Annotated in this window: 8 protein-coding genes and 1 pseudogene; 1 reads left to right on the top strand and 8 read right to left on the bottom strand. The window is 71.6% G+C overall.

All coding sequences use genetic code 11. The features are described 5' to 3' along the window. From HW445_RS06425 to bldG, 7 genes and pseudogenes are all read right to left on the bottom strand, one after another. A pseudogene (locus HW445_RS06425) lies at positions 1-651 on the bottom strand (dTMP kinase); the annotation flags it as partial. 189 nt (positions 652-840) lie between these two features. Further along, a complete protein-coding gene (gene topA, locus HW445_RS06420; protein WP_180220049.1) occupies positions 841-3,735 on the bottom strand; it encodes a type I DNA topoisomerase in 2,895 nt (964 codons plus the stop codon). Positions 3,736-4,032: 297 nt separating this feature from the next. Further along, on the bottom strand, positions 4,033-5,595 hold the full coding sequence (locus HW445_RS06415; RefSeq protein WP_180220048.1) for a class I SAM-dependent methyltransferase: 1,563 nt from the start codon (positions 5,593-5,595) through the stop codon (positions 4,033-4,035). 206 nt (positions 5,596-5,801) lie between these two features. Then, on the bottom strand, positions 5,802-6,383 hold the full coding sequence (locus tag HW445_RS06410; protein WP_180220047.1) for a small secreted protein: 582 nt from the start codon (positions 6,381-6,383) through the stop codon (positions 5,802-5,804). A gap of 190 nt (positions 6,384-6,573) precedes the next feature. Then, complete coding sequence (locus tag HW445_RS06405; protein WP_308798472.1) at positions 6,574-8,889, bottom strand: sodium-translocating pyrophosphatase; 2,316 nt, start codon at positions 8,887-8,889, stop codon at positions 6,574-6,576. 328 nt (positions 8,890-9,217) lie between these two features. Further along, the gene (locus HW445_RS06400) at positions 9,218-9,643 is read right to left on the bottom strand and encodes an ATP-binding protein (protein WP_180220046.1); all 426 of its coding nucleotides are present in this window, start codon (positions 9,641-9,643) and stop codon (positions 9,218-9,220) included. A gap of 106 nt (positions 9,644-9,749) precedes the next feature. After that, the gene (bldG, locus tag HW445_RS06395; RefSeq protein WP_003975386.1) at positions 9,750-10,091 is read right to left on the bottom strand and encodes an anti-sigma factor antagonist BldG; all 342 of its coding nucleotides are present in this window, start codon (positions 10,089-10,091) and stop codon (positions 9,750-9,752) included. A 79-nt stretch (positions 10,092-10,170) separates the two neighbouring features. On the opposite strand from bldG, the gene HW445_RS06390 reads away from it, so the two are divergent. Then, the gene (locus tag HW445_RS06390) at positions 10,171-12,894 is read left to right on the top strand and encodes a DEAD/DEAH box helicase (RefSeq protein ID WP_257230887.1); all 2,724 of its coding nucleotides are present in this window, start codon (positions 10,171-10,173) and stop codon (positions 12,892-12,894) included. A gap of 196 nt (positions 12,895-13,090) precedes the next feature. On the opposite strand, the gene HW445_RS06385 is transcribed toward HW445_RS06390, so the two are convergent. Then, positions 13,091-13,414, bottom strand: a complete 324-nt coding sequence (locus HW445_RS06385; protein ID WP_374939611.1) for an Rv3654c family TadE-like protein — start codon at positions 13,412-13,414, stop codon at positions 13,091-13,093. Positions 13,415-13,613: the final 199 nt, after the last annotated feature.

Genomic DNA, 13,613 nt, shown 5'->3' with positions numbered 1-13,613 from the left:
CGCCGTCACCAGCACGGCGGCGGCCAGCGGCAGTGCCCCGACGGTGGTGCGCAGCGAGAGGCGACGGAGGGCGTCGAGGTGGTCGGGCAGCGGGCGGATGCTGGCGCCCTCCGGGGGCGGGGGCGGCAGCAGCGCGGGCGCGGCGGAGGCGCGGCAGATCGTCCACAGCCGTTCGGCGACGCCGGTCAGGAAGACCGTCACCAGCAGCACGGCGACCGCGCTGCCCGGGGTCCAGTCGATCCACAGCGGCGCGAGGATCAGCAGCACCAGGCGGAAGCCGTCGGCCCCGACCATGGTCCAGCGGCGGTCCAGCGGGCCCTCGGCCGAGGTGAGCGAGGTGAGCGGCCCCAGCAGCACGGCGCCGAAGAGGAGGGTGGACAGGGCACGGGCGCCCAGCACGCAGGCGACGGTCAGGGCCACGCCGCGGTAGCCGCCACCGAAGGCGCTCTCGGCGACCGCGGCCTGGAGGGCCAGCAGCACCAGCACCAGCAGGGCCAGAAGGTCACCGGTTCCGGAGACCAGATGGGCGCTCCAGAGCCGCTTCAGCTGCGGTCGGCCCAGCAGGGACCGGACGGCGCGTTCGCGGGAATCCGCGACCAAGGCGTCGTCGGGAACCGGGGAGTGGGCCGTTGTCTGCTCGGCTCGCGTCATGCGTTCAGCCTATCGGGACGCGCCGACGCCACGGGCCCGGCCTCCGAACGCGTGCAGCGCTGCGCAGGCGTTCGGAGGCCGGGCCGCGGGGCCGGCATGGTCGGGTCGGGTCCGGGGTCGGTCCGCGTCGGGCGGGCCGACGGCGTCGTGCCGTCCGCCCAGTTCCCTCGATTCCCGGTCCCGCGCCGGTCAGTCCTCGACGGGCGGCTCGGCCGCCGACTTCTTGGCCGCGGCGGACTCGGCGGTCTTCTTCGCCGTCGTCTTCCTGGCAGCCGTCTTCTTCGCGGCGGTCTTGGTGGCCGTCTTCTTCGCGGTCGCCTTCGTCGCCGACTTGGTGGCGGTCGCCTTCGTGGCGGTCTTCTTCGCCGTGGTCTTCTTGGCGGTCGCCTTCTTCGCCGTCTTCTTGGCCGGGCCCTTCGCCCGCTTCTCGGCGAGCAACTCGAAGCCCCGCTCCGGCGTGATCCCTTCGACCGTGTCGGTGGACCGCAGTGTCGCGTTCGTCTCGCCGTCCGTGACGTACGGCCCGAACCGGCCGTCCTTGACCACCACCGGCTTACCGCTGGTGGGGTCGTCGCCCAGCTCCTTCAGCGGCGGCTTGGCGGCGGCCCGGCCACGCTGCTTGGGCTGGGCGTAGATCGCCAGCGCCTCGTCGAGCGTGATGGTGAAGAGCTGCTCCTCGGACTGGAGGGACCGCGAGTCCGTGCCCTTCTTCAGGTACGGGCCGTAGCGGCCGTTCTGCGCGGTGATCTCCACGCCCTCCGCGTCACTGCCGACCACGCGGGGCAGGGACATGAGCGCGAGCGCGTCCTCCAGCGTGACGGTGTCCAGGGACATCGTCTTGAAGAGCGAGGCGGTGCGCGGCTTGACCGCGTTCTTGCCGGTCTTCGGGGTGCCCTCGGGGAGCACCTCGGTGACGTACGGGCCGTAGCGGCCTGCCTTGGCGACGATCGGGTGACCGGACCCGGGGTCGGTTCCCAGCTCGCGGCCGCCGCGCGGCTGGGCGAGCAGTTCCTCGGCCTTCTCGACGGTCAGTTCGTCGGGTGCCATGTCCGGAGGGATGTCGGCGCTCTGGTAACCCTCCGTGTCCTTCTCGCCGCGCTCCACGTACGGGCCGTACTTGCCGACCCGGAGCACGATGTCGTCGGCGACCGGGAACGAGGACACCTCTCGGGCGTCGATGGCGCCGAGGTCGGTGACCAGTTCCTTCAGACCGCCGAGGTGATCGCCGTCACCGTTGCCGGCGTCGGCGGCGGCGCTCGCGCCGGTCGTTCCGCCGCTCTCGCCGAAGTAGAAGCGCCGCAGCCACGGCACCGCCTCCGCCTCACCGCGGGCGATGCGGTCGAGGTCGTCCTCCATCCGGGCGGTGAAGTCGTAGTCGACCAGCCGGCCGAAGTGCTTCTCCAGCAGGTTGACCACGGCGAAGGACAGGAAGGACGGCACCAGGGCGGTGCCCTTCTTGAAGACGTACCCGCGGTCGAGGATGGTGCCGATGATCGACGCGTAGGTCGACGGACGGCCGATCTCGCGCTCCTCCAGCTCCTTCACAAGCGAGGCCTCGGTGTAGCGGGCCGGCGGCTTGGTGGAGTGGCCGTCGACGGTGATCTCCTCGGCGGACAGCGGGTCGCCCTGGGCGACCTGCGGCAGCCTGCGCTCACGGTCGTCGAGCTCGGCGTTGGGGTCGTCCGCGCCTTCCACGTAGGCCTTCATGAAGCCGTGGAACGTGATCGTCTTGCCGGAGGCGCTGAACTCGGCGTCCCGGCCGTCGGCTGCGGTGCCGCCGATCCGGACGGTGACCGAGTCACCGGTCGCGTCCTTCATCTGCGAGGCGACCGTGCGCTTCCAGATCAGCTCGTAGAGCTTGAACTGGTCGCCCGTGAGGCCCGTCTCGGCCGGGGTGCGGAAGCGGTCGCCCGAGGGACGGATGGCCTCGTGCGCCTCCTGCGCGTTCTTGACCTTGCCGGCGTAGGTACGCGGCTTGTCCGGCAGGTAGGAGGCGCCGTAGAGCTGGGTCACCTGCGCGCGGGCGGCGGCGACCGCCGTTTCCGACAGGGTCGTGGAGTCGGTACGCATGTAGGTGATGAAGCCGTTCTCGTACAGCTTCTGGGCCACCTGCATGGTCACCTTGGCGCCGAAGCCCAGCTTGCGGCTGGCCTCCTGCTGCAGCGTCGTGGTCCGGAAGGGCGCGTACGGCGAGCGGCGGTAGGGCTTGGACTCGACCGAGCGGACCTGGAAGCGCGTGTTCTCCAGCGCCGCGGCCAGCGCACGGGCATGCGCCTCGTCGAGGTGGAGGACGTTGGCGGTCCGGGCCTGGCCGCGCGAGTCGAAGTCACGGCCCTGGGCGACCCGCACGCCGTCGACCGAGGCGAGCCGGGCCACCAGGGTCGACGGGTCGGACGGATCGCCGGATCCGGCCGAGCCGGAGGTCCGCGAGAACGTGCCGGTGAGGTCCCAGTACTCGGCGGAACGGAAGGCGATGCGCTCCCGCTCGCGCTCGACGACCAGCCGGGTCGCGACGGACTGGACACGGCCGGCCGACAGGCGCGGCATGACCTTCTTCCACAGCACGGGGGAGACCTCGTAGCCGTAGAGACGGTCCAGGATGCGGCGGGTCTCCTGCGCGTCGACCAGCTTCTTGTTCAGCTCGCGCGGGTTGCGCACGGCCTGCTGGATGGCGTCCTTGGTGATCTCGTGGAAGACCATCCGCTTGACCGGGACCTTGGGCTTGAGCACCTCCTGGAGATGCCAGGCGATCGCCTCGCCCTCGCGGTCCTCATCGGTGGCGAGGAAGAGCTCGTCGGACTCCCTCAGGAGGTCCTTGAGCTTCTTGACCTGCGCCTTCTTGTCCGCGTTGACCACGTAGACGGGCTGGAAGTCGTGCTCGACGTCCACGCCGAGGCGGCGCACCTCGCCGGTGTACTTCTCGGGCACCTCCGCGGCGCCGTTGGGAAGGTCGCGGATGTGCCCGACGCTCGCCTCGACGATGTAGCCAGGGCCGAGGTAGCCCTTGATCGTCTTCGCCTTGGCAGGCGACTCGACGATGACGAGTCGGCGGCCGCCCTGTGCGGTCTCGCTGGTCGGGGACAACTTCTGCTCTTCTCTCCGGTCGGCGCGGGGTCTGCCCCGGAATGCTTCGGCACCCGGGTTCGGGTCTGCTGACGCTGCGGAGTGTGACGGTACATGCCGCCCCCGTGTCAAACGGGAAAAGCCCGCAACGGCCACTCGAACGGTAACCCGACTACCGTCATTCCTGCCGCCCGGAGTCCCCAGCCGGCCGGGATGCGGCCGGGAGGACGGGCGGCGCCCGCCGTCCCGGCCTGCGACGACGCCAAGATTCGGCGTCCCCGCCCGGCCGCGCCTCCAAACGACGCCCCGCCCCGGTCGTCAGGCGTCCGGTGTGAGGAAGCCCTGCTCGATCAGCAGCCTGATCTGCGCGGGTGTGCGGTCCCGCAGGAGCACCGGATCCTCACCCATCAGCTGGGCGATGGCATCCAGGATCCGGCCGGCACTGAGCGATCCGTCACAGACGCCCGCGAAGCCGGCGCCGACGGTGTCCACCTTGGTGGCCCGGCGCATACCGCGGTTCTGCCGGAGCACGACGTGCTCCGGGTCCTCCGCGCCGGGCAGCCCGACCTGCTCCTGGACGACCTCGCCGGTCAGCCGGAAGTGGGCCGCGAGCAGGGCGGCGTCGTCGTTGCCGCGCAGGTAGTCGACCCGGTCGAAGTGGGCTCGCACCGTCTCGCCGAGCGGCTGTTCGACGGGATGCGGCCATTCCTCGATGGTGACGGAAGGGTCGCTCTCGGCCGCCGCGCTCCGGCGGAGCGTGATCCAGCCGAATCCCACCGACCGGACGTCCCGCGCCTCGAACTCGTCCAGCCAGGCGTCGTAGCGGGCCTGGTACTCGACCGGGTCACCCTGATGGTCACCGGCGTCGCGCAGCCAGAGTTCGGCGTACTGGGTGATGTCCTGGACCTCGCGCTGGACGATCCACGCGTCACAGCCCCACGGCACCCAGGACGCCAGTCGGCTCTGCCATTCCTCGCCGTCGACGTGCTCCCAGTTGGCGAGGAACTGGGCGAAGCCACCCTCGTTCAGCCGGGCACCCGACTGCTGGACCAGGGTCCGGCAGAGGTCGTCGCCGCTCATGCCGCCGTCCCGGTAGGTGAGCCGGGCTCCGGGAGAGATGACGAAGGGCGGGTTGGAGACGATCAGGTCGTAGGTGTCCTGCTCGGGCAGCGGCTCGAAGAGCGAGCCCTCGCGCAGCTCGGCGCCGGGTGCGCCGGACAGCGCCAGGGTCAGCGCCGTCACGTGCAGGGCACGTGGGTTGAGGTCGGTGGCCGTCACCCGGGTGGCGTGTCCGGTGGCGTGCAGGGCCTGGATGCCGGAACCGGTTCCCAGGTCCAGGGCGGAGGCCACCGGGGTTCGGACGGTGAGGCCCGCCAGGGTGGTGGAGGCGCCGCCGACGCCGAGCACCACGCCCTCCTCCTTGCTGCCGATGCCGCCCGCGCCGCCGACGGCACAGCCGAGGTCCGAGACGATGAACCAGTCCTCGCCACCCGGTCCCCCGTACGGGCGGACGTCGACGGTGGCGGCGATCTCACCGCCCCCGGCCGGCCGCAGCCACCCGGCGTCGAGGCAGTCCTCCAGCGGCAGGACCTCGGCGGCCCGCCGTCGCGGAACGGGCTGCTGGAGCAGGAAGAGGCGGACCAGTATCTCCAGCGCCGAGTCGCCGCGGGTGGCACGCAGCGCGGGGACGACCTCGGCCCGCGCGAGCGCCGCGTAGGCCGGGGCACCGAGCAGGTCGAGCAACCCGTCGGCGGTGAAGGCCGCCTCGAGCAGGGCCTCCCTCAGACGCGCCGCGGCGTCGGGGCGGTCGGCGGCCGGCAGGGCGGACAGGGCGGAGGCTCGCTTGTCCGATGACTGGGGTGACTGGCTGGCGTTGCTCACCACCCCATTGTCACCGCTCGCGCCCGGCCGGCGCACTGCCTGTGGACGGCGCCCGGCCGCCTCCGGTGCCACCTGTGGACAACCCGGCGCCGTCCCGACGGAGGGTCAGCCCCGCGGGTGAAAGGCGGCAACGGGTGTGCGGGGACGGGCCGGACCCACGACCGGCCCCGGACACGCCTCAGGACCGAGACCGGTCCGGCAGCGCCTCAGGCGCCGGAGTTCGCGTCGTCGCCCGCGCCCTCACCCGTACCGGCCTTGCAACTGGCCTGGCCGCGCATGGCCTCGCCGACCTCGCCCTCCTCCAGCCGCTTGAGCGCGTCGCTGCCGCTGCCGCTGAGCTTCTGCAGCTGGGTGCCGACTTCCTTGAGTCCGTCGGCGAACTCCGCCTGGTCGTCGGTCTTCAGCTTGTCGACCTGCTTCTTCAGGTCCGCGTACGAATCGGCGATGGAATTGAGCTCCTTCACCGCGTCCTGCTGCTTCTTCTCGCCGTTCTCCACCGCGGGCGGGCCGGCCTGGTCGATCACGGAACCGATCTTGCGGTAGGCGTCGGACATCTCCTGGAAGGCCTTGGAGTCGGTCTCCTTGACGTCCTTGGGCGGAGCCTTGTCCGAACTCTCCTCCTGGATGGAGGCGTTGGCGGCCTGAATCCTCTCGGCCTGCGGCTGCACACCGTCACAGACCTTCTTGGCCCAGGTGTTGAGCTCTTCGCTGTTGTCGTCACCGCAACCGGACAGCGCCAGCATCAGTGCCGCACCCCCGGCCAGGGCGGTCGCGAGCTTCTTCTTCACCGGTCGGTCCCTTCCGTCGCTCTCGGCCCCGGAACTTACACGCCGGGCGAGAGCCACACGGAGTCCACCCATCCGATTTATTACATATTGAATCCTTTTGCATCAGCGAGAGAAGATTCACGGCCACAATCGTGCAAGCTCGCACACAAGAAGGGCACAAGTGCTCGTTGGGAAGGGTGACCGTCCTCTGTCAGCGCGCGGCCGCCGCACCGGCCCCGCCGGTGTCGTCCATGGCGATCCCCCTGCGCCTGGAGACCCACACCGCGATCACCACGACGGCCAGGGCGAGCAGCGCGATCACCACCCGAAGGACGGTGTTGGCGCCGGTGCCGTAGCCGAGTCGGATCACCGCGGGCGCGATCAGCAGCGCCACCAGGTTCATCACCTTGAGCAGCGGGTTGATGGCCGGTCCGGCGGTGTCCTTGAACGGGTCTCCCACGGTGTCGCCGATGACGGTGGCCTCGTGCGCCTCGCTTCCCTTGCCACCGAAGTTTCCGTCCTCCACGAGCTTCTTCGCGTTGTCCCAGGCGCCACCGGAGTTGGCGAGGAAGACCGCCATCAGCGTGCCCGTGCCGATCGCCCCGGCCAGGAAGGCGGCAAGCGCTCCCACCCCCAGGGTGAAGCCGACGACGATGGGTGCCGTCACCGCCAGCAACCCGGGTGTGGCGAGCTCGCGCAGGGCGTCACGGGTGCAGATGTCCACGACCCGCCCGTATTCCGGCTGCTCGGTGTAGTTCATGATCCCCGGCCGCTCCCGGAACTGGCGGCGCACCTCGAAGACCACCGCTCCCGCCGACCGGGACACCGCGTTGACGGCCAGGCCGGAGAAGAGGAAGACCACCGCGGCACCCACGATCAGCCCGACCAGGTTGTTGGGCTGGGTGATGTCGGTGATCAGCGTCAACGGTGCCTCGGGGCCGGAAAGCCTCTCGCCCACCTCGCGGGCTCCGGTGATCACGGCGTCCCGGTAGGAGCCGAACAGCGCCGCCGCGGCCAGTACCGCGGTGGCGATGGCGATGCCCTTGGTGATCGCCTTGGTGGTGTTGCCCACGGCGTCCAGGCCGGTCAGGACCTGGGCGCCCGGCCCCTCCACGTCGCCGGACATCTCGGCGATGCCCTGGGCGTTGTCGGAGACCGGACCGAAGGTGTCCATGGCGATGATCACCCCGACGGTGGTCAGGAGTCCGGTGCCGGCGAGTGCCACCGCGAACAGGGCGAGCATCACCGAGGTACCGCCGAGCAGGAACGCCCCGTACACGCCGAGGGCGATCAGCAGAGCGGTGTAGACGGCGGACTCCAGGCCGATCGCCACTCCGGCCAGGATGACGGTGGCCGGGCCGGTGAGCGAGGTCCGGCCGATGTCCCTCACGGGACGGCGGCCGGTCTCGGTGAAGTAGCCGGTCAGCTGCTGGATCAGCGCGGCCAGCACGATGCCGATGGCCACCGCGACCAGGGCCAGCACCCGCGGATCGCCGGATTTCCCGCTGACGGCCTGATCGGTCACCCCGTCCAGCTCGGCGTACGAGGAGGGCAGGTACGCGAACACCGCGACCGCGACCAGGGCGAGCGAGACCACCGCAGAGACGAAGAAGCCCCGGTTGATGGCGCTCATGCCGCTGCGGTCGGCTCGGCGGGGCGCCACCGCGAAGATGCCGATCATCGCGGTGACCACTCCGATCGCCGGAACCATCAGCGGAAAGGCGAGTCCGGCGTCGCCGAAGGCCACCTTCCCCAGGATCAGCGCGGCGACCAGCGTCACGGCGTAGGACTCGAAGAGATCGGCCGCCATGCCCGCGCAGTCGCCCACGTTGTCCCCGACGTTGTCGGCGATGGTGGCCGCGTTGCGCGGGTCGTCCTCCGGGATGCCCTGTTCGACCTTCCCGACCAGGTCGGCACCGACGTCGGCGGCCTTGGTGAAGATGCCGCCGCCGACGCGCATGAACATGGCGATCAGGGCGGCGCCCAGACCGAAGCCCTCCAGTACCTTCGGCGCGTCCGCGGCGTACACCAGCACCACACAGGCCGCGCCCAGCAGTCCGAGGCCCACCGTGAACATGCCGACCACCCCGCCCGTCCGGAAGGCGATGCGCATCGCCTCACGGGTCGCGTCGGGCGTGGTGGCCCCGTCGTCGGAGGCGGCACGGGCGGCGGCCGCGACGCGGACGTTGCTGCGGACGGCCAGCCACATGCCGGTGTAGCCGGTGGCCGCCGAGAACGCCGCGCCGATCAGGAAGAACAGCGACCGGCCGATCCGCTGCCCCCAGTCGTCCGCGGGCAACAGGAGCAGCAGCAGGAAGACCACGACGGCGAAGACGGCGAGAGTGCGCAACTGCCGGGACAGATAGGCCTTGGCGCCCTCCTGGACGGCCGCGGCGATCCGTCTCATGCTCTCGGTTCCCTCACCGGCGGCGAGCACCTGGCGCACCAGCACCCCGGCCACCACCAGGGCGGCCAGTGCCACCGCCGCGATCACGGCCACGATCACCCGGTTGCCGTCCGTCAGCACCGCGGCGAGGTCCACGTCGTCGCGCACGGGCGGAAGGCCTCGCACGGCCTCGGCGGCCCAGTGGGCCGCGCCGGTCCCGTCGGCGCCGTCGGTCCCGTGGGCTCCGAAGGTCCCGGACATGAGGGAACGCCCCGCCATTCGTCCTCCTCGACGCCTGGACCGAGCTCGAAGCGGTGACCGGAAGGCCGCCACACTCTTCAGAGCAGCGTCACACGAACGGAACGAAGGCGCATATCAGGGAAAAACGACCCACCTGGGCGGAGCGAGCGGACGGTGTACCGCGACGCACGAGGGGCGGGGCAAGCTGGGGCCGTCGGGCGCGAAGAGGTCAGGCGCGGGCGGTGGGCCAGGTCATCCGGATGAGACCGCCCTCGGCCCCGGCGCTGACCTCCAGGTCGTCGACCAGGCCGGAGATCACCGCGAGGCCCATCTGGTCCTCCTCGGTCTCCGCCGCGTCGAGCACCTCCGGGGAAACGCCGGACGCCGCGTCGACGGAGGTCGAGCGGGGCGCGTCGTCGGCCACCTCGATCGAGAACAGTTTCTCGTCGTCGGTCAGGGAGATCCGCACCGGCGTGCCGAGACCGCTGCCACGGTGCAGTCCGACCGCGCGGGAACATGCCTCGCCGACGGCCAGGCGGACCTCGTCGAGAACCGCCTCGTCCACTCCGGCCCGGCGCGCCACCGCGGCCGCCACCAGCCTGGCCGTCCGCACATGCGCCGGCAGCGGGCTGATGAGGAGTTCAACGGTGGCCATGCATCCCCCTCGGAACTACGGTCCTGCTTCCCGGAGGGCATGCCGACGCACCGGCCAGCCCTCCCGATGGTCGTCCGCCCCGGGCCGAGGCCCGGGGCGGCGCTGATCAGTCGGTGGCCGCTACCGCTTCCTCGACCGACGTGTGGATCGGGAAGACCTTGGTCAGGCCAGTGATCCGGAAAATCTTCAGAATGCGCTCCTGGTTGCACACCAGACGGAGCGAGCCCTCATGGGCGCGCACCCGCTTCAGGCCGCCGACCAGCACGCCGAGCCCGGTGGAGTCGAGGAAGTCCACGCCCTCCATGTCGACGACGAGGTGAAAGCTCCCGTCGTTCACCAGCTCGACCAGCTGCTCGCGCAGCTTGGGCGCGGTATATACGTCGATTTCGCCACCGACCTCGACGACCGTGCGATCGCCGACGGTACGGGTCGACAGGGACAGGTCCACGGATCCTCCAGCACCTTGCTATCGAGCGGTCGCCCCTCGGGACACCTGGCGGAATCCCCGGGACTGTTCGCCAGCCGCGATGGCATTCAATCACTTACCGGCAGGCGCGCACGACGCCTTGAGTCCATTGTCCTTCCAGCCGGTGACACACTCGGTGCCGATGGCTGAGAATCACCGATCCGGTCGAACCCGGACGGACACTGCTTCCCGTCCTTCGCCGGGCACGATTCTGGACCGGCTCGCCGGGGGTCCGGATCGCGCTGCGCGCATCACTCATACGGAGCACCTGCCCCCTCGGACGGGTCGGCATGCCGTCTGGCCGCACGAGATCCGGGAAGAAGTTCTGGCGGCGGTCCGGGCGCACGGCATCGAGCACCCCTGGGCCCACCAGGCACGAGTGGCCCAGCACGCCCTGGACGGCGAGTCGGTGGTGGTTGCCACCGGCACCGCGTCGGGCAAGTCGCTGGCGTATCTGGTGCCCGTGCTCTCCGCCCTGCTGGACGGCGCCGAGGCGCCCAACGGCCGGGGCGCCACCGCGCTGTACCTGGCCCCCACCAAGGCCCTCGCCGCCGACCAGCACCGTGCCGTACGGGAACTCGCGGGGCCTCTCGGGACCAAGGTGCGCCCGGCCGTCTACGACGGCGACACCCCGTTCGAGGAGCGGGAATGGGTCCGCCAGTACGCCAACTACGTGCTGACCAACCCGGACATGCTCCACAGCGGCATCCTGCCCTCCCATCCCCGCTGGTCCTCCTTCCTGCGGGCGCTGCGGTACGTGGTGATCGACGAGTGCCACACCTACCGGGGCGTCTTCGGGTCGCACGTCGCCCAGGTGCTGCGCCGACTACGCCGGCTCTGCGCCCGGTACGGCTCCTCCCCCGTGTTCCTGCTGGCCTCCGCCACGGCCGCCGAGCCCGCGGAAGCGGCCCGGCGGCTCACCGGACTGCCGGTCACCGAGGTGGACGACGACGCGTCGCCCCGCGGCGAGCTGCTGTTCGCCCTGTGGGAGCCGCCGCTCACCGAACTCCAGGGCGAGAAGGGCGCGCCGGTCCGCCGCACCGCCACCGCCGAGACGGCCGACCTGCTCACCTCCCTCACCTTGCAGGGGGTGCGCAGCGTAGCGTTCGTCCGTTCGAGGCGTGGCGCGGAGCTGATCTCGGTCATCACGCAGGAGCGACTGGCCGAAAAAGATCGTTCGCTGGCCGGGCGTGTCGCGGCGTACCGGGGTGGTTATCTGCCGGAGGAACGGCGCGCGCTGGAGCGCGCGCTCCACTCCGGGGAGCTGCTGGGACTCGCCGCGACCACCGCACTGGAGCTCGGCGTGGACGTGTCCGGCCTCGACGCCGTGGTGATCTGCGGCTATCCCGGCACCCGCGCCTCCCTCTGGCAGCAGGCGGGGCGTGCCGGACGCACCGGTCGGGGTGCGCTGGCGATCCTCGTGGCCCGCGACGATCCGCTGGACACGTTCCTGGTCCACCATCCGGAGGCGCTCTTCGACCGTCCGGTGGAATCCACCGTCCTCGACCCCGACAACCCGTACGTGCTGGCCCCCCACCTGTGCGCCGCCGCGGCCGAGCTTCCGCTGACCGACGCGGATCTGGCGCTCTTCGGCCCGGCGACCGGTGACCTCATGCCGCAGCTAGAGGGGGCCGGCCTGCTGCGCCGTCGTGCCAGGGCCTGGCACTGGACCCGCCGGGAGCGGGCGGCAGATCTCGCCGACATCCGGGGCGGGGACGGCCGCCCGGTCCAGGTGGTGGAGACCGGCACCGGCCGACTGCTCGGCACGGTCGACGCCGGGGCCGCCCACACCTCCGTCCACGAGGGTGCGGTCCATCTCCACCAAGGCCTCACCTATCTGGTCCGAGAACTCGACCTGGAGGCGTCCGTCGCCCTGGTCGAGCGGTCCGACCCGCCGTACACCACCGTCGCCAGGGACACCACGTCCATCTCCGTCCTCTCCACCGACGCCGAGATCCCCTGGGGCGACGGGCGGTTGTGCTTCGGCTCGGTGGAGGTCACCAACCAGGTGGTCTCCTATCTCCGCCGTCGGCTGATCACCGGTGAGGTGCTGGGCGAGTCCAAGCTGGACCTGCCGCCCCGGACGCTGCGGACCAGGGCCGTCTGGTGGACCGTCACCGAGGACCAGCTGGACTCGGCGCGGATCACCCCTGAGATCCTCGGCGGCGCCCTGCACGCGGCCGAGCACGCCTCGATCGGCATGCTGCCCCTGTTCGCCACCTGCGACCGCTGGGACATCGGCGGCGTCTCCGTCCCGCTCCATCCCGACACGCTGCTGCCCACGGTCTTCGTCTACGACGGCCATCCGGGCGGCGCAGGGTTCGCCGAACGCGCCTTCCACACGGCCCGGGAGTGGCTGCGGGCGACCCGCGAGGCCATTGCTTCCTGCGAGTGCGAGGCCGGCTGCCCGTCCTGCATCCAGTCCCCGAAGTGCGGCAACGGCAACGAACCGCTGCACAAGCGCGGGGCGGTGCGCTTGTTGACCGAACTGCTCAGGGGGGCGCCGGAGAAAGCCCCCGAGCCGCCGGCCGACGGCGCACCTGCCGGACCCGGGCCCGAGGGGGCCGCCGGGGACCTCCCTGAGCCCGGCCGGGAGGGCCGGGGCGGCCTCGCGGAGCCCGGCCGGGAAACGGCCGAGAACCATTCTGCGAAGACCATGGGAACGGCCGGGAGCGAGCCCGCGGAGCCCGCCTCGGAGGGAGCCGGCGGCGGCGCTCGGGTCCCCGGCCGTGAAGCCGGCCCCGCAACCCCTCCGACCCCCGGGCCACGGGCTCCCGACAGCTGACGCCGCGTCCACCGTGGACATCGCGAGTGCCCGTGGCCCCGGCGAAGCGGTGGCTGGCCGGACGGAGACCCGCCGGGACATGCCTCCGTACCGCGAAGCCGGACGCCAGCGACACGTCAGCGGGCAACCCTGGGCGGGCTCCGGACCACGGGGTCCGGGGTGACCCCGGTACGGGACCGCGATCACGGGACCGAGATCACGGGTCCGGATCCGGGCGCGGCTTCAGGTTCGGCTCCGGAACCGGCGGGCCGGCCCGCGACCTGGACTCCGCGGTGAAGGGGCCGTGCCCGGCCGTGACGACCACGTCGGCCACCTCCCCCGTCACCTCGCACCGGACCAACAGCGCCTTCTGCGCGTGGGCCACCCGGTCGGCAAGACCACAGGCCGTCCCCGCTCCGTCGGGCCAGTGACCGGCCGCCGCCAGCGCGGCCAGGTCGGCACCCGCGGCCGCGCGATGCCGCACCACCACCGTCTCGCTCATGGCGAGCACCGCGGCGAAGACCACGCACAGGGCACTCACGATCCCGCCCGCCCAGACCGTCGCAGACCCCCGGTCGTCACGACATCTCATGGCACGGTCCCGACGGTCTCCTCGGCGAACGCGAACGCCTCGTGCCGTACCTCGAAGGGCAGGGCTCCGGCCCCTGGCGGGCGGGCCACCACGCTGACCCGTACCAGGTCGCCGCTGCGGCCGACGGCCACCAGGGCCCCGTCCGGCG

It is taken from the genome of Streptomyces sp. UH6 (assembly GCF_013421635.1).
Taxonomy (GTDB): domain Bacteria; phylum Actinomycetota; class Actinomycetes; order Streptomycetales; family Streptomycetaceae; genus Streptomyces; species Streptomyces abyssomicinicus.
This window is presented reverse-complemented; position numbering and strand designations above follow the sequence as displayed.

What these genes read in the sequence shown, in the direction of transcription:
- HW445_RS06400 (WP_180220046.1), bottom strand. Translation starts at nt 9,643, where the DNA reads ATGGCCACCGTTGAACTCCTCATCAGCCCGCTGCCGGCGCATGTGCGG.
- HW445_RS06390 (WP_257230887.1), top strand. Translation starts at nt 10,171, where the DNA reads ATGGCATTCAATCACTTACCGGCAGGCGCGCACGACGCCTTGAGTCCA.